A 25,014-nucleotide genomic window follows, 5' to 3' on the forward strand; every position below is an offset into this window, starting at 1 on the left:
AAATGCGGATGCGAAGTGGTGAGGTAAAAGCGCATTGGGCGTCGGCTGTCAGGCCGTCACGGGAGCAAGCTTCCTCGCCACAGGCCCAACTTAGCGGGATTACAGACTCGGCAACTCCCACCGCGCCTGGTCGATTTCAAGCAATGTGGGCCCCTGGCGATCAGCGGCGGCACGTAAAGCCGTGCGCAACCCTTCAATGCCATGGACGCTTTGTGCCGCGCAGCCCAGAGCCTTGGCCACACCGATAAAGTCCGGCGTGTAGATGTCCACACCCACCGGCTCGATGTCACGGTTGACCATGTACTTCTTGATCTCTTCATAACCCTGGTTATTCCACAACAGCACGATCATCGGTGTACGGGCCTCCACCGCGCTGGCCAGTTCCGGCAGGGTGAATTGCAAACCGCCGTCGCCGATCAGGCACACCACCGGTTGGCCATCGCCGCGCCCGAGCCAGGCCCCCATGGCGGCGGGCAGGGCATAACCCAGGGTGCCGTAACCGGTAGAGGCGTTGAACCAGCAGCGTGGGTGGTCGAGGTTCAGGGTCAGGTTGCCGCTGTACACCGGTTGAGTGGAGTCGCCCACGAACACTACGCCCGGCAGTTCCTCCAGAACGGCGTTGAGAAACCGGGTTTGCACGCGCGTCGCAGCGTCCCACGTAGGTTCCAGCTCGGCCCATAAACGGGCGACGCGTGCTGTGCCCCAGTCGGTAGTGCGCGGCGTCAGCGGCTGGCGGTTGATTTCGGTGAGCAGGGCCTGGGCGGCGATGCGTGCGTCGGCCACTAGTGCCACTTGGGGCGGGTAGTTGCGTACGGTCTGGTCCGGGTCAATATCGATGCGCAACAGCGCACCGGGAATGTTGAAACCACCGGCGAAGGTGACGTCGTAGTCGGTCTCTGCCAACTCGGTGCCGATCGCCAATACCACGTCAGCCTCAGCCACCAGGGCACGGGTGGCGGGCAGTGTTTGCGTGGAGCCGATCAGCAGCGGGTGCGCGGCCGGCAACATACCCTTGGCGTTGATGGTCAGGGCCACGGGCGCGCCGAGGGCTTCTGCGAGGCGGGTCAGTTCGGCGGCTGCGTCAATGGCGCCGCCACCGGCCAGGATCAGCGGGCGCTTGGCCGCAGCCAGCCTCTGGCTCATCTGCTGCACGGCCGCCGGTGCCGCGCCAGCGCGGGTGACGCTGACAGGCGTGCTACCCAGCAACGCGTCGGCATTTTCCACCAACACATCCAGGGGGATCTCGATATGCACCGGGCGCGGCCGACCGGCCTGGAACAACGCAAACGCCCGCGCCAGCACGGCGGGCAGTTCAGCCGCCGACATCAAGGTGTGGGAGAACGCCGCCACCCCGGCCACCAGCGCGCTCTGGTTCGGCAGCTCATGCAACTTGCCGCGCCCACCGCCCAGTTGGCTGCGTGACTGCACGCTGGATATCACCAGCATCGGGATCGAGTCGGCATAGGCCTGGCCCATGGCCGTGGTGATATTGGTCATGCCGGGGCCGGTGATGATAAAGCACACGCCGGGCTTGCCAGAGGTGCGCGCATAACCGTCGGCCATGAAGCCGGCGCCCTGTTCGTGGCGCGGGGTGACATGTCGAATGCTGGAGCGCGCCAAGCCCCGGTACAGCTCCACGGTATGTACGCCGGGAATGCCGAATACGTGGTCCACGCCGTAGCGTTCCAGGAGGTGCACCAATACTTCGCCGCAGGTCGCCATACAGGTCGCTCTTGTGATGGGGTCGAAGCGCTATTGGAGCGGTTGGCCGGTGGCGGCAACAATCGATAAAAAGTCATACTCGCCATGTCCTCCCGTCATGGCTGCGCCCCGATGAAACGCCTCCCACCGTTACCTGCGTTGCACACCTTCTGGGTCACAGCCCAGTGCTGCAACTTCACCCGTGCCGCCGAACACCTGCACATTACCCAGGGCGCGGTGAGTCGACAGGTGGCCGGGTTGGAAAGCCAGTTGGGCTATGCCTTGTTTCAGCGCCAGGCGCGTGGCTTGAGCCTGACGGAGGAGGGGCGCGAATGGCTGGCATGCGCGCAACAGGTGTTTGGCTTGCTCGCTGACGCGGTGGAGCACATCGGTGACCGGCGCCGCACCTTGCAGCTCAAAGCGTCCACCTGCGTGATGCGCTGGTTGTTGCCGCGCTTGCTGCAATGGCAAAAAGAACGCCCGGATGTGCCGGTGGAGCTCACCACGACGGTGGCCTATAACGTCGACTTTCGTCGTGAGCCGTTTGACGCGGCGGTGATCTACGGGCCCATCGCCGAGCAGTCGGCCGAGGCGCGGCATCTGTTTGACGAGCGTCTCACGCCGGTCTGCGTGCCTGGGTTGCTGGGCAGTTTGCGTACGCCGCAGGATTTGCAGCATCAGGTACTGTTGCACCCGACCCGAGACGAGCGCGATTGGACGTTGTGGCTCAAGGCTGCCAATGCCTGCTTGAGCGACCCCATCCAACGGCACCACTTCGAAACCTTGGACTTGGCAATGACCGTAGCGTCCCAGGGCTCCGGGGTGGCGATGGGCGACAGTGCGTTGATTGGCGAGGATCTGAGGGCGGGGCGGTTGGCGATGCCGTTTGAACTGCGGGTGTCGACGGGGATGGGGTATTTCCTGGTGTATCCGCCGGGGAAGGAACCGTCGGTTGGGTTGGTCGCGCTGATGGATTGGTTGGTGAGTGAGGCCAGTGTGGGATGACAGCCTACGCCTATCTACCTGACTCGCCGCGATCCAACTGTGGCTGGCTTGCCTGCGATGACGGCCTGAAAGCCGACACCTATCTACCTGACACCCCGACGATCCAGATGTGGGAGCTGGCTTGCCTGCGATGAGGGCCTGAAAGCCAACGCCTATCTACCAGACACCCCACGATCCAACTGTGGGAGCGGGCTTGCTCGCGAAGGCGGACTGACAGTCAACACAGTTGGATTGTGTACATATCCATTGCTGCGGTAACGGCCGCTTAGGGTTCCGCTCTGACAGCGGGTCACTTTGGAAAAGAGCCGAAATGCCGGCCCAGCCCAAAGTAACCATGGGCCTGTCCCGTGACAACGGACGCCAAGAAGCGATACTTAAATCGTTCTCTTGGAGGTTGCCATGTATCCATCCACTCGCCGTAACTACACCGATGAGTTCAAGACTCAAGCGGTTGCGTTAGCTGAAAGCGTTGGCAGAACCGAAGCTGCCCGCCAGCTAGAGATGTCCGTCAAAACGCTCGATAACTGGGTGAACGCCACGCGCAAGGGTCAACCGTTGAGCTCGCCCGAGCGCAAGCCCATCACTAAGGAGGACAGCGAGCTTGCCCGCCTGCGAGCCGAGGTTGCCGAGCTAAAAATGGAGCGTGAAATCCTAAAAAAGGCGGCGGTATTCTTCGCCAGAGAGTCCAGGTGAGATACGCCTTCGTCGCTGCTGAACGGACTCAATACCCGGTACGTATGTTGTGCCGGGTGATGGAAGTCTCAACTTCAGGTTTCTACGATTACACGCACAGGCAGCCTCGCCCTGATCCTGACGCTCAGATTCGCATTGAGTTGCGCAGCGTCTATGCGGCCAGTCGACACACCTACGGTCGGCCACGGTTGGTCGCAGCCTTACGCCAGAAATCGTATGCAGTGGGCCACAAGCGAGTCAGCCGGTTGATGCAGGAGGAGGGTATTCACGGCAAGTCCAAACGCGGTTTCAGGCCCTGTACCACTGACAGCAACCATTACTTGCCGGTCGCGAACAATGTGGTGGCGCGGCAGTTTGCCATCGATAACCCCACTCCGACTTGGGTCAGTGATATCACCTATCTCCCAACCAGAGAGGGTTGGCTGTATCTGGCCGTAGTGTTGAGCATCCAGACCCGCCAGATCTTGGGCTACAGCTTGTCAGACCGCATGCCAGATGGCCTGGTGGAAAGTGCGTTTCTGAATGCCTGGAGCGCCTGTTCTGGCACTAGCGGAGCAGTATTTCACTCCGATCAGGGCCGTCAGTACGCAAGCAGTAAGTTCCGTCTAGCGTTAGCTAAGAAGGACTTCAAACAGAGCATGAGTCGAAAGGGAAATTGCTGGGATAACGCAGTGGCGGAGAGTTTTTTCGCTACGCTGAAAAGAGAGGAGGCTTTTGGGGTCTACCCCACCAAAAAACAGGCACAGCTATCGATCGCCAGCTATGTGCATGGGTTTTACAACAGCAGTCGACTGCACTCAGCTCTGGGGTATCGGTCTCCGAACGAATATGCAAAGAGCTTGAGGCAGAAGACTGGATAACCAGCTTCATGGCGTACGCTGCCGGGGGACAGGCCCACCAAAGGGCTCTTGCCCCACCACTCGGCACCTCGCCTAGGCTCGGTGTGCCCGTAATCCGCCAGTGATTTGGGGGGCCGCCGCCACGCGCCATTCATGGCGCGGGGCGGTTAAACCGGCATCCCTGCCGGTTTACCCCCCAAATCACTGTCGAATTCCGGCCAGCGTGGTTTAACGGGGCGCCTAAGATCAAGATCAAAAGCAGATCAAGAGCAGATCAAGAGCAGATCAAGAGCAGATCAAGAGCGGCTCGCTTCGCATCGTGGTTAGCGTTGACGGCGTTGGGTCAGTAACCGACCGTAAAGCGCTGGCGCGAGTGCTTCGGTGTTTCCACTTCATCCAGCATGGCGATGGCGAAGTCGGCAAAACTGATCGAGCTGTTGCCGTCACTGTCCACCAGCAGATCATCCGTGCCCAGGCGGAATTTGCCGGTGCGCTCGGTGCCGTCGAACAGGGCCGATGGCGACAGGAAGGTCCAGTCCAGTTCCTTTTCCTGGCGCAGCGTTTCCAGGAATTGCGCCCCGGCACTGGCTTCAGCTTTATATTCAGCCGGGAACCCTTCGCTATCGATCACGCGCCCGCCACCGGGCAACAGCAGTGAACCGGCGCCGCCGACCACCAACAAACGTTTCACACCAGCCTTTTTCACCGGGCCGATCACGGCGCTGGCGGGAAGCGTGGCGAAGTGCGCCGCGCTGATCACCACGTCGCTGCCGCTGATGGCGTGTTGCAAGGCTTCGGCATCCAGGGCATCAACCTGTTTGACCGTAACGCCAGGACGCACAGCCAGCTTGTCGGTATTGCGGGCGATGGCGATGACGGTATGCCCGCGGCGCAGCGCTTCTTCCAGCAGTTGGCTACCGGCGCGGCCAGTGGCACCAATGATTGCGATCTTGCTCATGATGTTCTCCAACAGGGTTAAGGTTTAAAGCCAGTTACCACTTCATTTCGCCCTTGGCGACTTTGGCGCTCAGTTCCAGCGAGCTTTCGTCGGCGAGGGTGGGGTAGCGTTTTTTCATGGCCGCAATCAGGGCGGCGGAGTCCTTGGCCTTGGCGGTTTCGAGGTCGAAGGCCTTGATGTAATCGGCGGTGAAGGTGACCGAGGCCAGCGATGGCGTGCCCAGGTAATGGCCCGGCACCACGGTGTTCGGCTTCAGGTCTTCAATGCGCGTGAGGGTAGCCAGCCAGTCTTTATGGGATTGCGCGCTCTGGGTATCGGCCATCCAGACGTGGATGTTTTCAGCGACCACCACACCACCGACCACGGCCTTGATCGACGGGATCCACACAAAGCTGCGATCTGGCTGCGGGCCGTCAAGGCCAACCACTTCAAGCTGTTGCCCTTCCAGGGTCAGGCTGTGGCCTTTAAGCACTTGCGGCACAAGGGTCTTGGCCGGCTTGTCGGCGCCCATTTTCGGGCCCCAGAAGGCCAGCTTGTCGGCGACGGTGGCGTTGATATGGTCCACCACTGGCTGTGGCGCCAGCACTTTGGCGTCGGGGAAGGCGGCGGTCAGGGTGTCGAGGCCGAAGTAGTAGTCCGGGTCGCCATGGCTGATGTAGATGGTGGTCAGGTGCTTGCCGCTGGCGCGGATCTTCTGCACCAGCTGCTCGGCTTGGCCTTTGCCGAATTGCGCATCCACCAGGATCGCGTCTTTCTCGCCGCTCACCAGCACCGAGCTGACCGGGAAGATCGCGGCCTCGCCTGGGTTGTACACGTCGAGTTTCAGCTCTGCCGCTGCTGCGTGGGCAGCGAAGGCCAGGGCGGCGGTGGCCAGGGTCAAGCGTTTGAAGGTCGAGAACATCGGGCAGCTCCTGCCATCGGTAAGGGATGCACAGAGCTTAGTTGCATAAAACACGACAAAAAATGCGATGCTGGGACATAGTTTGTTTCTAAAATCGGGCAAATCATGGATCGTCTTCAAGCAATGCGCGTGTTTGTCACCGTGGTGGACCTGGGCAGCCAATCCGCCGCTGCCGACCACCTTGACCTGTCGCGCCCGGTGGTCTCGCGCTACCTGGCCGAGCTGGAAGACTGGGTGGGCGCACGCCTGCTGCACCGCACCACGCGCAAGCTCAGCCTCACCGCCGCCGGCGGAGAAACGCTGCCGCGTTGCCGGCAATTGTTGGAACTGTGCGGTGATATGCAGGCCGCCGTCAGCGAGCCCGATGATGCGCCCCGAGGCCTGTTGCGCCTGAGCGTCAGCACTTCGTTCGGCCAGGCGCAGCTGGGCGCGGCGATTGCCGAATACGTCAAGCTTTACCCCCTGGTGACGGTGGATTTGCAGATGCTTGATCGCACGGTGAACCTGGTGGACGAACGCATCGACCTGGCGATCCGCACCAGCAACGATCTGGACCCCAACCTGATCGCCCGGCGCCTGACCGTATGTCGCTCGGTGGTGTGCGCCACACCGGCTTATCTGCGCGAGCATCCGGCGCCGCAGAAGGTCGAAGACCTGGCCCGGCACAACTGCCTGACCCACTCTTACTTCGGCAAGAGCCTGTGGCATTTCGAAGAAAACGGAGAGCACGTGTCGGTGCCGGTCCACGGCAATATCACGGCCAATGAGGCCAGCACGTTGATGCGCGTGACGCTGGCCGGGGCAGGGGTGGCGATGCTGCCCAGTTATCAGGCCGGTGAGCTGATTCGCAGTGGGGAGTTGGTGCGCTTGCTGCCGCACGCCGAGCCGCGACAGATGAATATCTATGCGGTGTACGCCTCACGCAAACACATGCCTTCGGCGCTGCGTAGCCTCCTGGATTTCCTGGTGCTGCGGTTTCCCGAAGAGCCGGTTTGGGACATAGGGCTCTGAGGTGAAATAAGCGCGCTGAATGGCAGCGCATCATGGCAAGTTGCCCTGACTGACCTATGCTTTAAACAGCACCCTGTAGATCCGTTCAGAGGTCTGTGCCATGAGCATCAAAACCAGAAAGTACCTGACGATTTTCACCCTCTGCGCATTGGCGACAGCGCTGTATGGGACTGCCGCCTACCGCGTCGAGCAAACACGCATGCAGCCGGCGGCATTCGCCATCAGCTGCCATCAGGACCAATGCGTTCCCCGCACCGGCAGTTTCAGTGCGCTCAGGTAGGCTGCTCTGCCTTCAGTTGTTCACGAAACGCCTTGGGTGAAAAACCGACCCTGCGGCGAAACAGCCGTGAGAAATTGGTCGGGTCGGAAAAGCCCAGCACCTCGGACATCTCGTTGATGGTCATGCTGGTGTAGGTCAGCAGGCGCTTGGCTTCCAGCAACTGGCGGTCATGCATGATCTGCAACGCCGGTTGCCCACCCAACTCCCGACACGTCCCGTTCAAGTGTGAGACCGAGATACCCAGCTTGTGGGCCAGGTCTTCAATCTTGGGGTGTTCGCGGTAATGCTGTTCGACCAGTTGCGTAAACCGCCGAAAGTACTCACGACCCCGTGGCGCCCGTGGGTGACGGCGCTGGATCGCCTGGCGGCTGACCCACACCAATAACACGCTGACCAGGGCGTGCAGCATCATGTCCCGTGCCGGTTGGTCATCGGCGTATTCGTCCTGCAAACGTACGAACAGGCTGTTCAAGTAATCGCTGTCCTTGCCCGCCGGGTAGCTGCCGAGTGTGTGCAGGCCATCGACGGTAGAGCCCAGTTGCGCCTGCAAGTGGCTGACCAGCGGTGCCGACAGCGTTACCACAAACCCTTCCACATCCTCGGAAAAACGAAAGCCGTGCACGCAAAGCGGTGGCAGCACTTGTAGGCTCGACTCATTGAGCGTGGTGCGCTGGCCTTCGATTTCCAGTTGTGCCTGGCCTTTGTGCACATACAGCAACTGGCACAGGTCCGCGTGCCGGTGGGGCTGGATTTCCCACTGGTATTCCCGACTGCGCCGGGAAATGGTTTCGCAGTGCAACAAATCGGGAGTCGGCCACTGCTGGCTTTCCCCGTAAAGCTTGAAGACCGGAATCGCGGTTTTGGTCATGGTTTCAATCCGATACTCAGGATAGTGGTTCGGTAATCGCCCCGATTGGCGAAAAGCACAGGTTTTGACGCAGTTTTCACCTTCTTATGAGCCTCACTCAAGTGAAAAATGTCAGCCACAAGAGCAATGACAACTCTTTCACTCCATACGTTCGCGTGAAGCTTGAAGGTCATAAAAATAATGAAAACCCTGAAAACCCAAGTCGCCATTATCGGTGCCGGTCCTTCCGGATTGCTGCTCGGCCAACTGCTGCACAATGCTGGCATCCAGACCCTCGTTCTAGAGCGTCAGAGCGCCGATTACGTACAAGGCCGTATCCGCGCCGGTGTGTTGGAACAGGGCATGGTCGACCTGCTGCGCGAAGCCGGCGTCAGCCAACGCATGGACGCCGAAGGTTTGGTGCACGACGGGTTTGATATTGCCCTCAATGGCCAACTCACCTCCATTGACCTCAAGGCCTTGACCGGCGGCCAGTCGGTGATGATTTACGGCCAGACCGAGGTCACCCGCGACCTGATGGCCGCCCGCGCAGCCGCCGGTGCCATCACCCTGTACGAAGCCTCCGATGTTCAACCCCATGACCTGAAAAGTGAACAGCCGTGGCTGACCTTTGAGCACGAAGGCCAAGCCTACCGCCTGGAGTGCGACTACATTGCCGGCTGCGACGGTTTCCATGGTGTGGCCCGCCAGTCGATACCGGCGCAAGCGCTGAAGGTGTTCGAACGCGTCTACCCCTTCGGCTGGCTGGGCGTGCTGGCCGACACGCCGCCGGTACATGCCGAACTGGTGTACGCCAAACATGCGCGGGGTTTTGCGCTGTGCAGCATGCGGTCGCCGACCCGCAGCCGTTACTACCTGCAAGTGCCGGTCGAAGAGAAGCTGGAAGACTGGGCGGATGAACGTTTCTGGGATGAACTCAAGAGCCGCCTGCCCGGCTCATTGGCCGAACAATTGGTGACCGGCCCGTCGATCGAGAAAAGCATCGCGCCGCTGCGCAGCTTTGTGGTGGAACCCATGCAGTACGGGCGCCTGTTCCTGCTCGGCGATGCCGCGCACATTGTGCCGCCCACCGGTGCCAAGGGCTTGAACCTGGCGGCCAGTGATGTGAGCACCTTGTTTCGCATCTTGCTCAAGGTGTACCACGAAGGGCGCCTGGACTTGCTGGAAAAATACTCGGCAATCTGTCTGCGCCGAGTGTGGAAAGCCGAGCGGTTTTCCTGGTGGATGACCTCGATGCTGCATCAGTTTCCCCAGGCGGACGCCTTCAGCCAGCGCATTGCCGAGAGCGAGCTGGACTATTTCATCCACTCCCAGGCCGGGCGCAAAACCATCGCAGAAAATTACGTCGGCCTTCCTTACGAGCCTATCGAATAGCCTGCTATCGTATCGAGCATTCCCACCGGTGACCGTTGCCTGTGGGCCCTGCTCGAAGGTTCTGCCGTGACTCACCTCAATCAGCCCGCTCCAACCGTTCCCGCCGTGCGCAGTATCCTGGTCGCGCTGATGATGGCGATCTTCCTGGGTGCCCTTGACCAGACCATTGTCGCCGTGTCCATGCCGGCCATTTCCGCACAGTTCCATGACGTCAACCTGCTGGCCTGGGTGATCTCCGGCTACATGGTGGCGATGACCGTGGCGGTGCCGATCTACGGCAAGCTCGGTGACCTGTATGGGCGCCGGCCCATGATGCTCATTGGCATGGGCCTGTTCACCCTGGCGTCGTTGTTTTGCGGCCTGGCGCAAAGCATGGAGCAACTGGTGCTGGCGCGGGTGCTGCAGGGCATCGGCGCTGGCGGGATGGTCTCTGTGAGCCAGGCGATCATTGGCGACATTATTCCTCCCCGCGAACGGGGACGTTATCAGGGGTATTTCAGCAGCATGTACGCGGTGGCCAGCGTGGCCGGGCCGGTGCTGGGCGGTTATATGACCGAGTACCTGTCGTGGCGCTGGGTGTTTTTGATCAACCTGCCACTGGGCGTCGGCGCCTGGTACGTGGCCCATCGCACCCTGGTGGGGCTGCCGGTGCCGCAGCGCAAGCCGATCATCGATTACCTCGGCACGGTGCTGATGATCGTCGGCCTCACCGCCTTGTTGCTGGGCATCACCGAAATCGGCCAGGGCCATTCGTGGCGTGACGATCAAGTGCTGGGGTTGCTGGCCTGCGCACTGCTGGCGTTAAGCGTGTTTGTGTGGCACGAACGCCGCGCACGGGAACCGCTGTTGCCGATGCACTTGTTTGCCAACCGCAATGCGGTGTTGTGCTGGTGCACGATTTTCATCACCAGCTTCCAGGCGATTTCCCTGACGGTGCTGATGCCCCTGCGCTACCAGACCGTAACCGGCGCCGGTGCCGACAGCGCGGCCCTGCACTTGCTGCCCTTGGCGATGGGCTTGCCGATGGGCGCGTATTTTGCCGGGCGCATGACCTCGGTGACGGGCCGCTATAAACCGATGATCCTCAGCGGCGCAGTGTTGAGCCCGCTGGCGATTCTCGGCATGGCCTACAGCGCGCCCCAGGCGGTGGCGCTCACCAGCGTCTTCATGTTGTTGTGCGGTATCGCCGCGGGCATGCAGTTCCCGACCTCGTTGGTGGGGACGCAGAACTCGGTGGAGCAGCGGGATATCGGTGTGGCCACCAGCACCACCAACCTGTTTCGCTCCCTGGGCGGGGCAGTGGGGGTGGCCTGCATGTCGGCGTTGCTGCTGGCGCTGTTACACGATTCCAGTTTCGCCCATCTGGCAAGCGGCGCACTGGTGGCCGAAGGCAGTTCCGGCAACGTGCTGCTCGACGGCCTCAACGCCGCACCCGGCCCGGCGCAAGATGCGTTGCGCGGCGAGCTGGCGGTGACGTTCCGGCATTTGCTGATGGTGAGTGCGGCGGTGTCGCTGCTGGGGTTGGCCGCTGCGATAGCGATGCCGAATCGGGTACTGCGCGGCCGTGAAGACAAAGTTAGATAAGCGGACGCGGAGCGTCCCAGGCGGCGTTCCCACGCAGAGCGTGGGAATGATCAGGATCAGGGGCTGTAATACCCCACCGCAACCATGAAATGCCCGCTCTTGCGCACATAGGCATGCTTGTTCTCGACCTTGCCGGTCACCGGGTTTTTCCAGCGGTATTTGTATTCGCCCTGGTCCTGTTCAGCCATCATCTGGAGGATCGGCACACCCACCGGTTTGCCATCCGGGTCCTTGATCTTGGCAAAATCGGTGTTGATCAGGCGCAGGTTGGTGCCATGGGCGACGTAGCGCCGCGTGTTCAGGTCCACCACGAATACGTAGAGATCATCTTGCAGGAAGCCGCCTTGCAAGGAGTTGATCGCCTTGAGCGTGCCGGCTTCATCCTTGACCAACGCCTCCACCGCCTTGTTGCGCAGCGCCCGTGCCTGTTCCGGTGTGGCGCGCGGCAAGTAATAACCGACCGCCAGGATGCGTTCGCCCACGCGCTGATAAAACACGTGTTTATGTTCGACCTTGCCGTCATTCCAGTTCTGCCAGCGGTAGTCAGCCTGCTGGATACCCTGGTTTTCGGGCACCTTGAGCGCGTCCTTGAAGGATTGGCGCAAATCCGGTCCGAGTACCTCGGACACATCGCGACCTATGAGCGCGGAGGAGGGCCCGCCACTGGCCAGCAGTACGCCTTTTGTATCGACCACAAACACATAACGGTCCTGGTCGATGAACTCGCCCTGACGGCTGAAGGCGGCGAACGCCTTGTCACCTTGCTTGTGGTAGTACGCCAAGGCCTTTTCCAGCAGGGCCTTGGCGGCTTGGGCATCCGCTTCCTGTGCCGTGGCGGCATGCACCTGGCTGCAACACAACAGCAGCAGCCAGGTGAATCGGAGCAGTCTCTTCATTTACCCGTCCCTCGTTCTTGTTGGTGTGCCAAGAGCGTAGACGGTTGGCGGCGAATCAGAAGGGTTTGGTCGGCAGGTATTTGCCGTCCAGGGTGATGACCGCACGGGAGCCGCCGTCCGGGTCTTCGACTTTCTTGATGTCCAGTTTGAAGTTGATGGCGCTGATGATGCCGTCGCCGAATTGCTCATGCACCAGGGCCTTCAAGGTAGAGCCGTAGACTTGCAGCATTTCATAGAAACGGTACATGGTTGGGTCGGTCGGCACACCGCTCGGGAAGCTGCCGCGCAGTGGGACGCTTTGCAGCAGGCGGCTGGCGTCCTCGTCAAGGCCGAGTTTGCCGCACACGATGTCGGCCGCTTCCTTGGGCAGCGGGTGCTGGCCGAGCAGGGCTGCGGTGACGAATGCCAGGCTCAGCCCGGTGCCGTCGGTGAGGTCCTGCCACGACAGGTTTTTGCGTGCCTTGAGGTCGATAACGGTGTCGGCCAGGGCCAGGCGTGGGGTTTGAGCGAATTGGGATTGCAACATGGTGACGTCCTCTTGGGTTGATTAGGGTTCAGGCGGCGTGGGCGCGGGTGCTGGGGTGGTCGAGCAGGGAGACGAAGCGCCCGGTGTGCCCGTCCAAAGCGTCAATGCCGCCGGTTTCGATGTCGTACACCCAGCCATGCAGGTTCATCCGGCCTTGTTCCAGCGCCAGGGCGACCGAAGGGTGAGTCTTGAGGTTGGCCAGTTGGGCGACCACGTTTTCGCGCACCAATGAATCCAGGCGTGCAGCGTCCGAGGCATGCGTACGGGCGGCATTGATCACCTTGGCCGACTCGGCATGGCGCAACCAGTTGGCCACGGCGGGCAGGTGGTCCAGGCATTTGCAGGTAGAAATTGCAGTCATCGCGCCGCAGTCCGAGTGCCCGCAAATCACGATGTCGCTGACGCCCAGCACCGCTACGGCATATTCGACTGTGGCCGACACACCTCCCGGCTCCGGGCCGTAGGACGGCACTATGTTGCCGGCGTTACGGATGACGAACAGGTCGCCGGGTTCCTGCTGGGTCAACAGCTCGGGGACTACGCGGCTGTCAGAGCAGGACACGAACAAGGTGCCGGGGCTTTGCGTGGTCGCCAGGTGTTTGAACAAGTCACTGCGAGGGGTAAAGGCTTCACGTTGGAATTTGCGAAAGCCGTCGATGAGATGCTGCATGGTGGTTCTCCTTGCGTCGCTGATGGGGGCAAGGATGGGAGTTTTTGGCTATAGGGTCCAAGACCGGTTTATTATGCTTTCTATAAGTCATGCCTATAGTTGGAGCGCTGCCCATGCTGTTGCGTCATATCCGTTACTTGCTGGCCGTTGCCGAGCACCGCAACTTCACGCGGGCTGCAGAGGCGCTGCACGTGTCGCAGCCGACCTTGTCGCAACAGATCAAGCAACTGGAAGAAAGCCTGGGCGCGCCACTGCTGGACCGCTCCGGGCGCAGTGTCAGCCTGACCGACGCGGGGCAGGCCTATGTGCGTTATGCGCGGCTGGCCTTGCAGGATCTACAAGCCGGCACCCGCGCCATACATGACGTGCAGGACCTGCGCCGAGGGCATTTGCGCCTGGCCATGACGCCGACTTTCACCGCCTACCTGATCGGGCCATTGCTGGCGCGTTTCAACCAGCTGTATCCGGGCATCACCCTGAGCATCGAGGAACTGACCCAAGACCGTATCGAAGCCGCGCTGGGCGAGGACCTGCTGGATATCGGCATCGGCTTTACCGGCGAGCATGGGCTGGAGATCGACTGTGAGGCGCTGTTTGTCGAAGAGCTGAGCCTGGTCGTCAGTGCCAGTCACCCCGAACGCACACAACCGGCCTGGCTCGAACAGCCTCTGGTGCTACTGAACACAGGCTTCGCCACCCGCTGCTACATCGACGACTACTGCCACCAGCAAGGGGTTAAACCGCAGATTGCCATGGAGGCCAATTCCATCAGCGCGATTATCGAAATCGTGCGCAGCACGCCCCTGGCAACCGTCCTGCCCCGCGCACTGGCCGAGGCCCAGGCAGGCCTGCATGCCGTGGCGATTGCCCCACCGTTGCCGCAGCGCACCGCGGCACTGCTGAGCCGCAAGGGCGCATATCGCAGCGCTGCGTGTGCGGCGTTTGTAGCGTTGATCAAGGCGTAGGGCCGGGCTGACGCCCCAGGATCCAAATGTGGGAGCTGGCTTGCCTGGGATGACGGCCGGACAATCAACACCGATCTACCTGACACCCCGCATTCAAGGCGCAGCCAACCACTGCCCCACAATCCCCGCATACGCCCCCGTCGCTACACTTAAACGCAACCACTGATCTACGTAACTCTTCCAGGCCACATCATCGCGCGGCAACAAAAACGCTTTTTCAGTGTACTGCATCGGTTGCTCCGGGTTGACCGCGCACAACCCAGGCTTGAGCTTCTGCTGATAACGCGCCTCGCTGGCGTCGGTAATCATCACATCGGCTTTGCCCGCCAGCAGCTCATCAAAAATCGTCACGTTGTCATGCAGGCGAATCTGCGTCTGGCCCAAATGCGCACGGGCAAACACTTCGTTGGTGCCGCCCGCCGGTTCGATCACTCGCACCTGGGGCTGGTTGATCTGCTCCACCGTCTGGTAACGCTGCACGTCGGCGCAGCGCACCAGCGGGATCTTGCCGTCGACTCCGAGTGATTGGCTGAAGAAGGCTTTTTTCTGACGTTCCAACGACACGGAAATACCGCCCACCGCGATGTCGCAGCGTTGGGCCAGGAAGTCCGGCATCAGGGTTTTCCAGGTGGTAGGCACCCAGGTGATTTTGGCGTTCAGGCTCTTGGCGAGAGACTCGGCCATGGCAATGTCGATGCCTTCATAGCCGCCGTCGCTGCGCAGCGAGGTGTAAGGCTTGTAGTCGCCGGTGGTACACACGGTGAGGGTGCCGCGCGCAATCACGTCGTCAAGGCGAGATGCAGCGGTGTCGGCCTGGGCGACAGTGGCCAGGCTTGCCAGTACACAAAGGGCCAGAGGCGCTTTCATGGGGTCGAATCCTTGGGGCACGGTCGGGGGCTCATTATTTCCAGCACAGGGCAGGGTGGCAAGGCGCGGTGAATGTTTAGCCAAACTGCAACCAAACTCCGTCAAGCCTGAATTTACCCGCGTATCCCCGCGTGTGACGCTCAAGTCTTTCTATCACTGTGAAGCGCGCATGCACGCTTGCCCCGACATTCACACCGCGACATTGCCGTCTGCGCTTGCGTTCTGGGCTCTGTTCCATTGCCGACACGCGCGCCCGCCAGATACCTCTCTCCTACGTTGATCTACCCCATGGATGACGCGCACCTGTGCGCATCTGCCCGGCGGCGCCTGCGCGCTTGCCTGACGCAAACGTATGAGAATTCCCATGAGTGTTTTTGCCCGCCTGCATGAAGCCCAGACCTTCCTTGAACAGAACCCCGACATTGAGATGTTCGAGCTGTTTATCCTCGATAACAACGGCGTACCGCGCGGCAAGCTGCTGCACCGCGACGAACTGCTGGCGGTGTACGAAAGTGGCCGGCCTCTGCCCAGCACCATCCTCGGCCTGACTATCAATGGCGATGACGTAGAAAACTCCGGGCTGGTCTGGGAGGTGGGGGATATCGACTGCCGCGCCTATCCGATCAGCGGCAGCTTGCAGCGCATGCCATGGCGCTTGATCCCCACCGCGGCGGTGCAAGTCAGCATGCACCCCACCGAAGGCCTGCCCGCCACCGTGGCCGACCCCAGGCACCTGCTGGCCAATGTTATCGAGGCGCTCAAGGCCGACGGTTATTACCCGGTGATGGCGGCGGAGCTGGAGTTCTACCTGCTCGACCAGAAGCCCGACAGTAACGGCCGCCCGCAACCGGCGCGGGATGTGGATGGCAAGCGTCCGCGCTCGACCCAGGTGTACGGCCTGCGTGAGCTGGAGCAGATCGAGCCGTTTCTTGCCGACCTCTACAGCGCCTGCAAACTGCAAGGGATTCCGGCGCGCACGGCCATCTCCGAGTACGCGCCGGGCCAAGTGGAAATCACCCTCGAACACCGCACCGACGCGCTGCAGGCGATGGACGAAGCCGTGCGCTACAAACGCTTGGTCAAGGGCGTGGCGCACAAACATGGAATGACCGCCTGTTTCATGGCCAAGCCGTTTGACGACCTGGCCGGTACAGGCATGCACATGCACGTCAGCTTGGCCGATGCCCAGGGCAATAACCTGTTTGCCAGTGAAGCGGCCGACGGCACGCCACTGCTGCGCCAGGCCGTGGGCGGCATGCTCAGCACCTTGCTCGATTCACTGTTGATGTTCTGCCCCAACGCCAACTCTTATCGACGCTTCCAAACCAACAGCTATGCGCCGCTCGCTGCCACCTGGGGCGTGGACAACCGCACCGTCAGCCTGCGAGTGCCCGGTGGCCCGGCACAATCGCGGCATATCGAACACCGCATCTGCGGGGCCGACGCCAACCCCTACCTGGCGGCCGCCGCGATCCTGGCCGGCATTCATCGAGGCATCCGCGAACAGCTCGACCCTGGCGCCCCGGTGCAAGGCAACGGCTACGCCCAGGCCAAGGAACTGTTGCCCACCGACTGGCTGACCACCTTGCGCGCGCTGGAAACCTCCCGCTGGGCACCGGATGCGTTCGGGCGCCAATTCCTCGGCGTTTACCTGGCGGTCAAACGTGCCGAATACCGCCAGTTCATGGGCGAGGTAGGGGAGCAGGATTGGCGCTGGTACTTGCATCAAGCGTGACCGGTTTTAGTGGGGGGCTTTCGACCTTTTTTTCACGTTGCGGCGGTTAAGCTGCGAATCAAGGTCGTTTACTACCGTTTCATTCACATGAGCCCGCGATGTCGCCACAACCTCCATCCTCCATCGAGACCGAATTCACCGAGCGCTATGACCGTGAGCATGCCAGGGGCTGTGGCGACCCGCGTCCGCCCAGGCTGTTGCAGCGCCTGTCGGCGTGGCGCGATGCGCGGTTGGTACGCCAAGCCCTGAAGGTGGCGGGGGAGCCAGGGCTTATCCTCGACCTGGCGTGCGGTTCCGGGCGCTTCTGGCCGGTGCTGGCCGAACACGTCAACCGCGTGATACTGGCCTCGGACAACTCCCAGGCGATGCTCGATCACGCGCGCACCCATCACCCGGGCGGGTTGCTCAAGCGTGTCAAAACATTCCAGGGCTCGGCGTTTTCCATTGGCCTTTCGGCGAATGCGGTGGACTGCATTTTTTGCCTGGATTTGTTTCGCCATGTGCCCGACAGTGATGCGCGGCTCATGTTATTGCACGAGTTTCACCGCGTCAGCCGCGACACGGTGATTGTTGCCGTGAACGTGGGCACGCCCGTAGAGAGCGAGTTTCGGCAAGCCGGCTTCAAAATCCTCAATTACCAAGAGTTCCTGCCGGGCTCGCGGCGATGGTGCGTCTACGTTTTGCGTAAGAGAGGATAACGCCCCTTTGTCGGACTATTCTTCATCTCCTGTCGGAGTTTTCATGATGGCGTGTGCACTGCGGATGCTCGCAAGCCCCTTTCGCGATATATACTGCGCGCCATTCTTCAAGGGAGAGCCGTGTGGCCATCGATATTCACTGGATCTGCGACAACGATAGCCTCGGCCAGCATTGCGCCGAATGGCAGCAGTTGCCATTCGTCGCCCTCGACACCGAATTCATGCGGGTCGACACCTTTTACCCTATTGCCGGGCTGATCCAGATCGGTGATGGCGTGCGCGCTTACCTGATCGACCCCCTGACCATCGACAATTGGCAACCCTTGGCCGCCTTGCTGGAGAACCCAGCGGTGATCAAGGTGGTGCACGCCTGCAGTGAAGACCTGGAAGTGCTGTCGCGCCTGACCGGCAGCTTGCCGGTGCCCTTGTTCGACACCCAATTGGCAGCGGCCTACCTCAACCTCGGTTTTTCCATGGGCTACTCGCGCCTGGTGCAGGCGGTGTTGGATATCGAGTTGCCCAAGGGTGAAACCCGCTCCGACTGGCTGCAGCGGCCATTGTCGGAGACGCAGATCAGCTACGCCGCCGAAGACGCGGTGCACTTGGCCGAGGTTTACACCCGTCTGCGCCCGCAACTGTCGGATGACAAATACGCCTGGGTACTGGAAGACGGCGCCGAATTGGTGGCCAACCTGCGCCGCGAGATCGACCCCTACGAGGTGTACCGCGACGCCAAGCTGGCGTGGAAATTGTCCCGTGCCCAACTCGCGGTGTTGCGTGAACTGTGCGCCTGGCGCGAGCAGCAGGCCCGTGCTCGCGACTTGCCGCGCAACCGTATTATTCGCGAACACTCGTTGTGGCCCCTGGCCAAATCCCAGCCGGATAACCTCGCCGCCCTGGGCAAGATCGAAGACATGCACCCGCGCACCGTGCGCCAGGACGGCCAGTTTTTGCTGGACCTGATCAAACGCACCGGTAGCGTGCCCATGGACCAATGGCCGCCTGCCGTGGCTGAGCCGTTACCCGTGGACGCTGCCGCGTTGATCAAGCAACTGCGGGCCCTGGGCCAAACTTTCGCCGAGCGCCTGGACATGGCGCCGGAACTGATGCTGCGCAAGAAAACCCTCGAAGCCCTGGTTAAAAGTGGCTACCCCGATGGGCCTTACCAATTGCCAGACTCGCTGCGTGGCTGGCGCCGCGAGTTGATGGGCCAGGCGTTGCTCGACAGCCTGGCCAATGCCGGAGAACAGCCTTGAAACGTATTTGCTCCATCTACCGCAGCAAGAAAAAAGACGGCATGTACCTCTATGTGCTCAAAAGCGATGCCCTGGAGCGCGTACCCGAGCCGTTGATGGAAGCCTTCGGCAAGGCGCATCACGCCTTTGACATGGTGCTGACGCCTGAGCGCAAGCTGTCGCGCGAAGACATCACCGTGGTGCTGGAAAACCTCGACAAGCAGGGCTACCACCTACAAATGCCGCCAGCTGAGGACGAGTACATCGAGCACTTGCCCGAAGAGCTGCTGCGCCGCAACGACCCGATGTGATCGACCCGTGCCCGGCTCAGGGCACAGTTTCAATGGAATCGTATTAGAGGACGGTGGCCGTAAGGATGCGGGCGGCCGTCTGCACTGTTTTTTCAAAGGTTTGAACCATGCGTGTTCTGATTGCTGAACAGGATCATCCGCTCTACGCCCAATTGCTCAGGGACGCCGCCCCAGACCTCGAAGTGCTGACCAGCGGCGATTCGGCCGAACTCTCGCGCCTGGCCGCCGACTGTCCGGTGTGGCTGGGCCAGCCCGATCTGTTGGCGACCCTGCTGCGTCAGGGCCATCATCCGCAATGGCTGCAATCGACGTGGGCGGGCATCACGCCACTGCTGGCCGACGGCTTGCCACGCGACTATCGGCTGACCCGCGCGGTAGGCATTTTTGGCCAGGTCATGGCCGAGTTTGTCCTCACCTACATGCTGGGCCACGAGCGCGAAGTGCTGGCGCGGTTGGTCAGCCAGGTGGAGCGCAAATGGGATAACCGCATGGGTCAGAGCCTGGCGGGGCGTAAGGCGCTGATCGTCGGCACCGGTGACATTGGCCAGAGCGTGGCCGAGTTTCTGCTGCCGTTCGGCGTGCAGTTATATGGCATCGCCAGCCAGGCCCGCGAGCAGGCACCGTTTATCGAAGTGGCGGGGCTCGACCAGTTGGGCCGGCTGGTGGGGGAGGTGGATTACGTGATCAACCTGCTGCCCAACACGCCTGATACCCATGACCTGTACGACGCGGCGCTGTTCAAGCAATTCAAACCCACCGGTTTGTTTATCAACGTCGGACGCGGCGTGGCGGTGGTGGACGCCGACCTGGTCGAGGCGCTCAAAGAAGGGCACCTGGCCGGCGCGGTGATCGACGTGTGCCGCCAGGAGCCCTTGCCGCAACGCCATCCGTTCTGGACGGCGTGGGGTTTGCTGTTGACCGGGCACAGCTCGGCCCCGACCTCGCCGCCGATGATGGTGGCGTTGTTTGTGCAGAACCTGCGGGCGTATCAGGCCAAGCAAGCGCTGCGCGGGGAAGTGGATTTCGAGCGCGGTTACTGACAAAACGCGGAAAAAAATGTGGGAGCGGGCTTGCTCGCGAATGCAGGGGATCAGTCAACACATTGGGTGGCTGCCACACCGCATTCGCGAGCAAGCCCGCTCCCACATTGAGTGTATGCAAGTCTTAGAGACTGAAGTCACCCTCGGACACCAGCTCGCTCAACGGCTTGCGCGGGCTCGGCATTTCGCGCCCTTGCAGGTACTCCGGCAAACTCGACTTGTCGCCCAGCTTGCCCACCGCCACGGCCGCATGCAGCGCATAACCCTGGGGAATCTTCAGCTCCTTGCGGGTCAGTTCCTGATCGAAGCCGGCCATGCCGTGGGTGTGCCAGCCACTGAGGCTGGCTTGCAGCGCCAGGTGGCCCCAGGCCGAGCCGGTGTCGAAGGTGTGCCACAGCGCCGGGGTTTCTTCTGTGGCGCCGGGGGCGATGAAGTCGGTTTTCGACGCGATAATGACCAGAGCCGACGCATGCTGCGCCCAATTGCGGTTGAATTCATTCAGCAGGCCCAGGAAACGCTCCCAATCCGGCGTGTCACGGCGCGCATACAGAAACCGCCACGGCTGCGAGTTGTAGGCCGAAGGTGCCCAGCGTGCCGCTTCGAAGAAACTCAGCAGCGTCTCCTGCGGGATGCTCTCGCCGGTAAAGGCGCGGGGCGACCAGCGCTCGGTAAATTGGGTGTGGATCGGATAATCGGCAACGCGGGGGTTATTGCTCATGGACAGACCCTGATGAAAAAACCGGGATTCAAAACTACTGCGCGCACCCAGGCCTGACAAGTCTTGCAACACCGTCAGTCGTAAGCGCTTGGCCCCAACGGGCTTGGGCACTAGACTGGCGGCCTTTTCACCTTCCGATACTGATGCAGAGCCATGGCCGCCAAAGTCGAACCTTTCTGGATACGCAAAACCCTTGAGCACCTCGACCAGGAGGAGTGGGAGTCGTTGTGCGACGGCTGTGGCCTGTGCTGCCTGCAAAAGCTCGAGGATGAGGACGACAACAGCGTCTATTACACGCGCATCGCCTGCAAACTGCTCGACCTGAAAACCTGCCAGTGCACCGATTACCCCAACCGCCGCGCCTCGGTGCCCGACTGCATCCAGCTCACGCCGGGCCAGGCCGACCAGTTCAAATGGTTGCCGCCGACCTGCGGTTACCGCCTGGTCAGCGAGCGCAAGGACTTGCCGCTGTGGCATCACCTGGTCTGCGGCGACCGTGACGCGGTGCACCACGAACGCATTTCCCAGTCCGGGCGCATGCTCAGCGAAGGCAGCGTGCCCGAGGACGACTGGGAGGATTACCTGATTTTCCGCGCGGGTTGAACGAGGAGTGTGTATGAAGGTGGCCGCCAAGTGGGCAGCGGGCCTGGTCGTGCTGGCGCTGAGCGGGCCGGGCTGGTGCGCGAAGAAAGTCGACCTGGATTACCACGTCAAGCTGTTGCCCCAAAGCCAGCAGGCCGAGGTGCGCGTCAGCCTGTCCCAAGGCGCGGCGGTGCGCAGCCTGAACTTCGACCTGGGCCGCGACGGTGACTACAGCGACTTCAAGGCCGATGGCCAGTGGCAAATCACGGGCAACCGTGGCCTGTGGCAACCCAGTGCCGACAAGGCCAGCCTGACCTACCGCGTGCGCCTGGCCCATGCGCGCAAGCCCGGCGTGTATGACACACGCATCACGCCCGGCTGGGCGTTACTGCGCGGCGAAGACCTGGTGCCGGCCGCCCGTCTCGACCAGCAAGACGGCGTCGAACTGGTCTCACGCCTGATGTTTGAACTGCCGACGGGTTGGAAGAGCGTCGAAACCGCCTGGCCGCGCATCGGCCAGAACAAATTCCGCATCGACAACGTGTCCCGCCTGTTCGACCGCCCCACCGGCTGGATGCTGGCGGGCAACCTCGGCAGCCGCCGCCTGCGCCTGGGTGATACCGACGTCACCGTGGCCTCGCCCAAGGGCCAGGGGATGCGCCGCATGGACGTGCTGACGTTACTGACGTTTGTCTGGCCCCAGGTGGAGGCCGCGTTCCCGCGCCATCCTGGCAAACTGTTGATTGTCGGTGCCAGTGATCCGATGCGGCGGGGCGCTTATTCGTTACGCGATTCGATCTACCTCAACAGCCGCACGCCGCTGGTTGGCGAAAATGGCAGCAGCTCGTTGCTGCGCGAAGTGGTGCAGGCCATCGGGCGCTTTAATGACCACGACAGCAGTGACTGGATCAGCGAGGGCTTGGGCGAGTACTACGCAATCGAGTTGATGCGGCGTGCCGGCGGTATTACCGATGAGCGCTATGCGGCGATCCAGGCACGGCTGACCAAAGAAGGCAAAGACGTCAGCACCCTCAAAGGCGAGCACGTCAACGGCGCGACGCTGGCGCGTTCGGTGGTGGTATTGCAGGAGCTGGACCGTGAGATCCGCGTGAAGACCCACAACAAGCGCTCCCTGGACGATCTGGCGCAGGCAGTGATGCGGGTGAACAGCATCAACACCAAAGAGTTCGTGCAGTTGGCCGAGAGTGTGATTGGTGAGTCTTCGGTGGTACTGGACAGCAAACTTCTGCGCTGATCCTTAGCCCTGTGCAATTCAAATGTGGGAGGGGGCAAGCCCCCTCCCACATTTGAATCTCCAGCATGTCCAAGTCTTAGGTCAGGCTTTAGGTTTCACCGCCTTTTCAGCCGCCACTTCAGCCTTGGTCTTCAGGTTCTTCAACTCTTCCCCGGCGCGCTCGATTTTCGTGCGCACGCTGTTCATTTCCTGGCGGCCCTGTTCCAGTTTGTCCTTGAGCGAACTGTGCCCGGTAAAGCCACGAGCCAGTGCCACGCCACCAATCGCCACCTGGATCAAGCCGAAAATCCCACCGCGGCGCAGGCCTTTACCCACCATCATCACTCCGCCGGCCACTGAGCCGATGCGCTCCCAGCCATGCACGTTCTGGGTGGGTTGAGGCTTCAACGGTGTGGCTTCGATGATAGGTCGCAAGGTTTTGCTGTCGCTCATGATCAGTCTCCAACAAGGGCAAGTGTTACTAGCTGACTGCGCGCATGTGCCGGATGTTCCCGTAATATCAGTACTTGGGGCCCGAACGGGTGTTGTTGCCCTTGGCCAGGCGGTCATAGAGCACCACGTTGACCGTGGCCGCCAGGTTCATGCAGCCGGTGGTGGGGATGTACACCACGTCCTCGCACCAATCGCGGATCTCTTTGTCCAGGGAGCCGTCTTCGGGGCCGAAGATATACAGCGCGCGGTCGGGGTGGGTGTATTCAGGCAACGGGCGGGCGCCGTCGACCAATTCCACGGCGACCGGGATGCAGCCTAAGGGCAGGATCTTTTTCAGATCGTCGATGCCGATCAGCGGGATATCGTGGTGCACCTTCTTGGTGTCGGTGATGAAATCCCTGGCGCGCTCGTAACGCACGCCGGTGTAGAACACCGAGGCCACGCCGTAACAGCCGGCGGCACGCATCACCGAGCCGACGTTTTCGGGGGATTTGGGGTTGTACAGACCGATGCAGCTGTAGCGTTTATTGCCCACGGGGAAGGGTGCCTTGAGAAAAACGGCGATTATACGGCCTGGGGGGATGCAGTGCTTGGACGATCGTCATCGCGGGCAAGCCCGTCTCCCACCGGGAAATGCATTCCTACTGTGGGAGCTGGCTTGCCTGCGATGAGGCCGAAGCAGGCAAAGAAAAGCTTCAGTCGTCCTTCTTCATCAACCCCGCCAACGCCGCAAACGGGTTGTGCGTCGCCTTGGCAATGCTCGGGCTGCTGGTGGAGCCTTCGCCGAAGTACTGCTGGTCGGTGTAGCGCGAGTGTTCGTTGTCGTGGCAGTACAGGCACAGCAACTCCCAGTTGGAACCGTCCTGGGGGTTGTCATCATGGTTGTGGTTACGGTGGTGGACGGTCAGTTCACTCAAGCGCTTGCCGGAAAACTCACGGGCGCAGCGGCCACACACGTGGGGGTACATCTTCAAGGCTTTATCGCGGTAGCCCATTTCGCGGTCGCGCTGGGCATCGGCAAGGATGCGGTCCAGCTTGGCGGTGTGGGAGGGCGGGTTGTTCGAGCTCATCATGGCTCCTGGCTATTATTGGGTGGTTCACGGACAAGGTTGATTCTAGCCGCTCCCACAGGGGATTGGCGCTATTGAATCAACCGTGATCAGCCCTTGAGCTTCTCTGCAATCCAGATGGTATGCCGCGTGCCCTTGTTGCCATGGGCAAATACTTGCACTTCTTCGGCCTTGAAGCCGGCCTTGCGCAGTTTGTCACTGAACAGCTTGTCGGCGCTGGCCGACCACACGGCCAGCACGCCCTTGGGGCGCAGGGCCTTGGCACACGCGGCCAGGCCACTGGCCGAGTACAACCAACTGTTAGCTTTTTGCGTGAGCCCTTCAGGGCCGTTGTCGACGTCGAGCATGATCGCGTCAAAGCCTTGGGGCTCGGCCTGCAGTACCTTGGCCACGTCTTCCTGGCGGACCACGGTGCGCGGGTCCAGCAGCGGGCGTCCGGATTTCTCCCCCAGCGGCCCTCGGTTCCACTCCACGACGCCGGGCACCAGTTCGGCCACCACCACTTCGGCGCTCTTGCCCAAATGCTTGAGCGCCGCGGCCAGGGTAAAGCCCATGCCCAGGCCGCCGATCAGCACCCGAGAACCCGGGCGCCCGGCCACTTTGCGGCAGGGAATCTCCGCCAGGGCATCTTCGGAGCCGTGCATGCGCGTGTTCATCAACTGGCCACCGTCACCGCCCTGGATCTTGATGACAAAGTCCTCGCCGTATTCGAACAGGCACAAGGCGCCGCCGTTGTCGGGGATTGGGGTGGTGTCCAGCAGAACGAAACGTTTCATGGAAATCTCATTGGGAAGGGCATT

The 25,014-nt window shown here is 61.5% G+C and carries 28 protein-coding genes; 15 read left to right on the forward strand and 13 right to left on the reverse strand.

The window, feature by feature from the left end:
* Positions 1-99: 99 nt before the first annotated feature.
* The gene (locus AB4P90_RS08305; protein ID WP_395605797.1) at positions 100-1,722 is read right to left on the reverse strand and encodes a 5-guanidino-2-oxopentanoate decarboxylase; all 1,623 of its coding nucleotides are present in this window, start codon (positions 1,720-1,722) and stop codon (positions 100-102) included.
* Between the two features lie 111 nt (positions 1,723-1,833).
* On the opposite strand from AB4P90_RS08305, the gene AB4P90_RS08310 reads away from it, so the two are divergent.
* From AB4P90_RS08310 to AB4P90_RS08320, 3 genes are all read left to right on the forward strand, one after another.
* Positions 1,834-2,706, forward strand: a complete 873-nt coding sequence (locus AB4P90_RS08310) for a LysR substrate-binding domain-containing protein (RefSeq protein WP_020301049.1) — start codon at positions 1,834-1,836, stop codon at positions 2,704-2,706.
* A 399-nt stretch (positions 2,707-3,105) separates the two neighbouring features.
* Positions 3,106-3,399, forward strand: a complete 294-nt coding sequence (locus AB4P90_RS08315; protein WP_020300742.1) for a transposase — start codon at positions 3,106-3,108, stop codon at positions 3,397-3,399.
* Positions 3,396-4,259: an IS3 family transposase gene (locus tag AB4P90_RS08320; RefSeq protein WP_020300743.1), complete on the forward strand. Its 864-nt coding sequence runs from the start codon at positions 3,396-3,398 to the stop codon at positions 4,257-4,259. The genes AB4P90_RS08315 and AB4P90_RS08320 overlap by 4 nt, the downstream gene beginning before the upstream one ends.
* Before the next feature lie 322 nt (positions 4,260-4,581).
* Here AB4P90_RS08320 and AB4P90_RS08325 read toward each other — a convergent pair whose 3' ends face one another.
* Together AB4P90_RS08325 and AB4P90_RS08330 are read right to left on the reverse strand one after the other, a co-directional pair.
* Positions 4,582-5,196 carry an NAD(P)-dependent oxidoreductase gene (locus tag AB4P90_RS08325; RefSeq protein WP_014717468.1) on the reverse strand — a complete coding sequence of 205 codons (615 nt, stop codon included), beginning with the start codon at positions 5,194-5,196 and terminating at the stop codon, positions 4,582-4,584.
* Positions 5,197-5,230: 34 nt separating this feature from the next.
* On the reverse strand, positions 5,231-6,097 hold the full coding sequence (locus AB4P90_RS08330) for an MBL fold metallo-hydrolase (protein ID WP_019818268.1): 867 nt from the start codon (positions 6,095-6,097) through the stop codon (positions 5,231-5,233).
* Positions 6,098-6,202: 105 nt separating this feature from the next.
* On the opposite strand from AB4P90_RS08330, the gene AB4P90_RS08335 reads away from it, so the two are divergent.
* Both AB4P90_RS08335 and AB4P90_RS08340 read left to right on the forward strand, forming a co-directional pair.
* Positions 6,203-7,108, forward strand: a complete 906-nt coding sequence (locus tag AB4P90_RS08335) for a LysR family transcriptional regulator (protein ID WP_014717470.1) — start codon at positions 6,203-6,205, stop codon at positions 7,106-7,108.
* A gap of 100 nt (positions 7,109-7,208) precedes the next feature.
* Positions 7,209-7,388 carry a hypothetical protein gene (locus tag AB4P90_RS08340; RefSeq protein WP_003189580.1) on the forward strand — a complete coding sequence of 60 codons (180 nt, stop codon included), beginning with the start codon at positions 7,209-7,211 and terminating at the stop codon, positions 7,386-7,388.
* Here the strand turns inward: AB4P90_RS08340 and AB4P90_RS08345 are convergent.
* Positions 7,381-8,256, reverse strand: coding sequence for a helix-turn-helix domain-containing protein (locus AB4P90_RS08345; RefSeq protein WP_014717471.1), 876 nt, complete (start codon positions 8,254-8,256; stop codon positions 7,381-7,383). The genes AB4P90_RS08340 and AB4P90_RS08345 overlap by 8 nt on opposite strands.
* Before the next feature lie 189 nt (positions 8,257-8,445).
* Between AB4P90_RS08345 and pobA the strand changes: the two genes are divergently transcribed.
* Both pobA and AB4P90_RS08355 read left to right on the forward strand, forming a co-directional pair.
* Positions 8,446-9,630, forward strand: coding sequence for a 4-hydroxybenzoate 3-monooxygenase (pobA, locus tag AB4P90_RS08350; RefSeq protein WP_172832688.1), 1,185 nt, complete (start codon positions 8,446-8,448; stop codon positions 9,628-9,630).
* A 66-nt stretch (positions 9,631-9,696) separates the two neighbouring features.
* Positions 9,697-11,214, forward strand: coding sequence for an MDR family MFS transporter (locus tag AB4P90_RS08355; protein WP_122301274.1), 1,518 nt, complete (start codon positions 9,697-9,699; stop codon positions 11,212-11,214).
* A 56-nt stretch (positions 11,215-11,270) separates the two neighbouring features.
* Here the strand turns inward: AB4P90_RS08355 and AB4P90_RS08360 are convergent, their stop codons facing one another.
* Genes AB4P90_RS08360 through AB4P90_RS08370 form a run of 3 tightly spaced genes read right to left on the reverse strand, consistent with a single transcriptional unit; the run spans position 11,271 to position 13,306 of the window.
* On the reverse strand, positions 11,271-12,110 hold the full coding sequence (locus AB4P90_RS08360) for a cache domain-containing protein (RefSeq protein ID WP_014717474.1): 840 nt from the start codon (positions 12,108-12,110) through the stop codon (positions 11,271-11,273).
* 55 nt (positions 12,111-12,165) lie between these two features.
* Complete coding sequence (gene cynS, locus AB4P90_RS08365; RefSeq protein ID WP_014717475.1) at positions 12,166-12,636, reverse strand: cyanase; 471 nt, start codon at positions 12,634-12,636, stop codon at positions 12,166-12,168.
* Positions 12,637-12,664: 28 nt separating this feature from the next.
* A complete protein-coding gene (locus tag AB4P90_RS08370) occupies positions 12,665-13,306 on the reverse strand; it encodes a carbonic anhydrase (protein WP_019818265.1) in 642 nt (213 codons plus the stop codon).
* Between the two features lie 113 nt (positions 13,307-13,419).
* Here AB4P90_RS08370 and cynR point away from each other — a divergent pair, with 113 nt between their 5' ends.
* Positions 13,420-14,271, forward strand: coding sequence for a transcriptional regulator CynR (gene cynR / locus AB4P90_RS08375; protein ID WP_395605798.1), 852 nt, complete (start codon positions 13,420-13,422; stop codon positions 14,269-14,271).
* A 93-nt stretch (positions 14,272-14,364) separates the two neighbouring features.
* On the opposite strand, the gene AB4P90_RS08380 is transcribed toward cynR, so the two are convergent.
* Positions 14,365-15,138 (reverse strand): transporter substrate-binding domain-containing protein, encoded by a 774-nt coding sequence (locus tag AB4P90_RS08380; RefSeq protein WP_395605799.1) that lies wholly within the window; start codon positions 15,136-15,138, stop codon positions 14,365-14,367.
* A 364-nt stretch (positions 15,139-15,502) separates the two neighbouring features.
* Here AB4P90_RS08380 and AB4P90_RS08385 point away from each other — a divergent pair, with 364 nt between their 5' ends.
* The 5 genes from AB4P90_RS08385 to AB4P90_RS08405 all read left to right on the forward strand — a co-directional run bounded on the left by AB4P90_RS08385 (position 15,503) and on the right by AB4P90_RS08405 (position 20,157).
* Positions 15,503-16,873, forward strand: a complete 1,371-nt coding sequence (locus AB4P90_RS08385; RefSeq protein ID WP_014717479.1) for a glutamine synthetase family protein — start codon at positions 15,503-15,505, stop codon at positions 16,871-16,873.
* A gap of 98 nt (positions 16,874-16,971) precedes the next feature.
* Positions 16,972-17,571 (forward strand): class I SAM-dependent methyltransferase, encoded by a 600-nt coding sequence (locus AB4P90_RS08390; RefSeq protein ID WP_014717480.1) that lies wholly within the window; start codon positions 16,972-16,974, stop codon positions 17,569-17,571.
* A 122-nt stretch (positions 17,572-17,693) separates the two neighbouring features.
* On the forward strand, positions 17,694-18,827 hold the full coding sequence (gene rnd, locus AB4P90_RS08395; RefSeq protein ID WP_014717481.1) for a ribonuclease D: 1,134 nt from the start codon (positions 17,694-17,696) through the stop codon (positions 18,825-18,827).
* The gene (locus AB4P90_RS08400; protein WP_014717482.1) at positions 18,824-19,117 is read left to right on the forward strand and encodes a YcgL domain-containing protein; all 294 of its coding nucleotides are present in this window, start codon (positions 18,824-18,826) and stop codon (positions 19,115-19,117) included. Before rnd ends, AB4P90_RS08400 begins: the two co-directional genes overlap by 4 nt.
* Before the next feature lie 107 nt (positions 19,118-19,224).
* Positions 19,225-20,157 (forward strand): D-2-hydroxyacid dehydrogenase, encoded by a 933-nt coding sequence (locus AB4P90_RS08405; RefSeq protein ID WP_019818262.1) that lies wholly within the window; start codon positions 19,225-19,227, stop codon positions 20,155-20,157.
* A gap of 124 nt (positions 20,158-20,281) precedes the next feature.
* Here the strand turns inward: AB4P90_RS08405 and AB4P90_RS08410 are convergent, their stop codons facing one another.
* On the reverse strand, positions 20,282-20,875 hold the full coding sequence (locus tag AB4P90_RS08410) for a nitroreductase family protein (protein ID WP_003189601.1): 594 nt from the start codon (positions 20,873-20,875) through the stop codon (positions 20,282-20,284).
* 153 nt (positions 20,876-21,028) lie between these two features.
* Here AB4P90_RS08410 and AB4P90_RS08415 point away from each other — a divergent pair, with 153 nt between their 5' ends.
* Both AB4P90_RS08415 and AB4P90_RS08420 read left to right on the forward strand, forming a co-directional pair.
* Positions 21,029-21,478: a YcgN family cysteine cluster protein gene (locus tag AB4P90_RS08415; protein ID WP_003172524.1), complete on the forward strand. Its 450-nt coding sequence runs from the start codon at positions 21,029-21,031 to the stop codon at positions 21,476-21,478.
* Between the two features lie 13 nt (positions 21,479-21,491).
* Positions 21,492-22,712 carry a hypothetical protein gene (locus AB4P90_RS08420; RefSeq protein WP_395605800.1) on the forward strand — a complete coding sequence of 407 codons (1,221 nt, stop codon included), beginning with the start codon at positions 21,492-21,494 and terminating at the stop codon, positions 22,710-22,712.
* 81 nt (positions 22,713-22,793) lie between these two features.
* Here the strand turns inward: AB4P90_RS08420 and AB4P90_RS08425 are convergent, their stop codons facing one another.
* From AB4P90_RS08425 to AB4P90_RS08440, 4 genes are all read right to left on the reverse strand, one after another.
* The gene (locus AB4P90_RS08425; protein WP_019818260.1) at positions 22,794-23,144 is read right to left on the reverse strand and encodes a DUF2892 domain-containing protein; all 351 of its coding nucleotides are present in this window, start codon (positions 23,142-23,144) and stop codon (positions 22,794-22,796) included.
* Between the two features lie 67 nt (positions 23,145-23,211).
* Complete coding sequence (locus AB4P90_RS08430) at positions 23,212-23,679, reverse strand: RNA methyltransferase (protein WP_014717486.1); 468 nt, start codon at positions 23,677-23,679, stop codon at positions 23,212-23,214.
* A gap of 160 nt (positions 23,680-23,839) precedes the next feature.
* On the reverse strand, positions 23,840-24,214 hold the full coding sequence (locus AB4P90_RS08435; protein WP_003189609.1) for a YajD family HNH nuclease: 375 nt from the start codon (positions 24,212-24,214) through the stop codon (positions 23,840-23,842).
* Between the two features lie 89 nt (positions 24,215-24,303).
* Positions 24,304-24,990 carry a spermidine synthase gene (locus AB4P90_RS08440; protein WP_003189610.1) on the reverse strand — a complete coding sequence of 229 codons (687 nt, stop codon included), beginning with the start codon at positions 24,988-24,990 and terminating at the stop codon, positions 24,304-24,306.
* Positions 24,991-25,014: the final 24 nt, after the last annotated feature.

It is taken from the genome of Pseudomonas sp. B16120 (genome assembly GCF_044218845.1).
In the GTDB taxonomy this organism is placed as follows: Bacteria; Pseudomonadota; Gammaproteobacteria; order Pseudomonadales; family Pseudomonadaceae; genus Aquipseudomonas; species Aquipseudomonas paracarnis.

What these genes read in the sequence shown, in the direction of transcription:
- AB4P90_RS08305 (WP_395605797.1), bottom strand. Translation starts at nt 1,722, where the DNA reads ATGGCGACCTGCGGCGAAGTATTGGTGCACCTCCTGGAACGCTACGGC.
- AB4P90_RS08310 (WP_020301049.1), top strand. Translation starts at nt 1,834, where the DNA reads ATGAAACGCCTCCCACCGTTACCTGCGTTGCACACCTTCTGGGTCACA.
- AB4P90_RS08315 (WP_020300742.1), top strand. Translation starts at nt 3,106, where the DNA reads ATGTATCCATCCACTCGCCGTAACTACACCGATGAGTTCAAGACTCAA.
- AB4P90_RS08325 (WP_014717468.1), bottom strand. Translation starts at nt 5,196, where the DNA reads ATGAGCAAGATCGCAATCATTGGTGCCACTGGCCGCGCCGGTAGCCAA.
- AB4P90_RS08330 (WP_019818268.1), bottom strand. Translation starts at nt 6,097, where the DNA reads ATGTTCTCGACCTTCAAACGCTTGACCCTGGCCACCGCCGCCCTGGCC.
- AB4P90_RS08335 (WP_014717470.1), top strand. Translation starts at nt 6,203, where the DNA reads ATGGATCGTCTTCAAGCAATGCGCGTGTTTGTCACCGTGGTGGACCTG.
- AB4P90_RS08340 (WP_003189580.1), top strand. Translation starts at nt 7,209, where the DNA reads ATGAGCATCAAAACCAGAAAGTACCTGACGATTTTCACCCTCTGCGCA.
- AB4P90_RS08345 (WP_014717471.1), bottom strand. Translation starts at nt 8,256, where the DNA reads ATGACCAAAACCGCGATTCCGGTCTTCAAGCTTTACGGGGAAAGCCAG.
- AB4P90_RS08360 (WP_014717474.1), bottom strand. Translation starts at nt 12,110, where the DNA reads ATGAAGAGACTGCTCCGATTCACCTGGCTGCTGCTGTTGTGTTGCAGC.
- cynS (WP_014717475.1), bottom strand. Translation starts at nt 12,636, where the DNA reads ATGTTGCAATCCCAATTCGCTCAAACCCCACGCCTGGCCCTGGCCGAC.
- AB4P90_RS08370 (WP_019818265.1), bottom strand. Translation starts at nt 13,306, where the DNA reads ATGCAGCATCTCATCGACGGCTTTCGCAAATTCCAACGTGAAGCCTTT.
- cynR (WP_395605798.1), top strand. Translation starts at nt 13,420, where the DNA reads ATGCTGTTGCGTCATATCCGTTACTTGCTGGCCGTTGCCGAGCACCGC.
- AB4P90_RS08380 (WP_395605799.1), bottom strand. Translation starts at nt 15,138, where the DNA reads ATGAAAGCGCCTCTGGCCCTTTGTGTACTGGCAAGCCTGGCCACTGTC.
- AB4P90_RS08385 (WP_014717479.1), top strand. Translation starts at nt 15,503, where the DNA reads ATGAGTGTTTTTGCCCGCCTGCATGAAGCCCAGACCTTCCTTGAACAG.
- AB4P90_RS08390 (WP_014717480.1), top strand. Translation starts at nt 16,972, where the DNA reads ATGTCGCCACAACCTCCATCCTCCATCGAGACCGAATTCACCGAGCGC.
- AB4P90_RS08405 (WP_019818262.1), top strand. Translation starts at nt 19,225, where the DNA reads ATGCGTGTTCTGATTGCTGAACAGGATCATCCGCTCTACGCCCAATTG.
- AB4P90_RS08410 (WP_003189601.1), bottom strand. Translation starts at nt 20,875, where the DNA reads ATGAGCAATAACCCCCGCGTTGCCGATTATCCGATCCACACCCAATTT.
- AB4P90_RS08415 (WP_003172524.1), top strand. Translation starts at nt 21,029, where the DNA reads ATGGCCGCCAAAGTCGAACCTTTCTGGATACGCAAAACCCTTGAGCAC.
- AB4P90_RS08420 (WP_395605800.1), top strand. Translation starts at nt 21,492, where the DNA reads ATGAAGGTGGCCGCCAAGTGGGCAGCGGGCCTGGTCGTGCTGGCGCTG.
- AB4P90_RS08425 (WP_019818260.1), bottom strand. Translation starts at nt 23,144, where the DNA reads ATGAGCGACAGCAAAACCTTGCGACCTATCATCGAAGCCACACCGTTG.
- AB4P90_RS08435 (WP_003189609.1), bottom strand. Translation starts at nt 24,214, where the DNA reads ATGAGCTCGAACAACCCGCCCTCCCACACCGCCAAGCTGGACCGCATC.
- AB4P90_RS08440 (WP_003189610.1), bottom strand. Translation starts at nt 24,990, where the DNA reads ATGAAACGTTTCGTTCTGCTGGACACCACCCCAATCCCCGACAACGGC.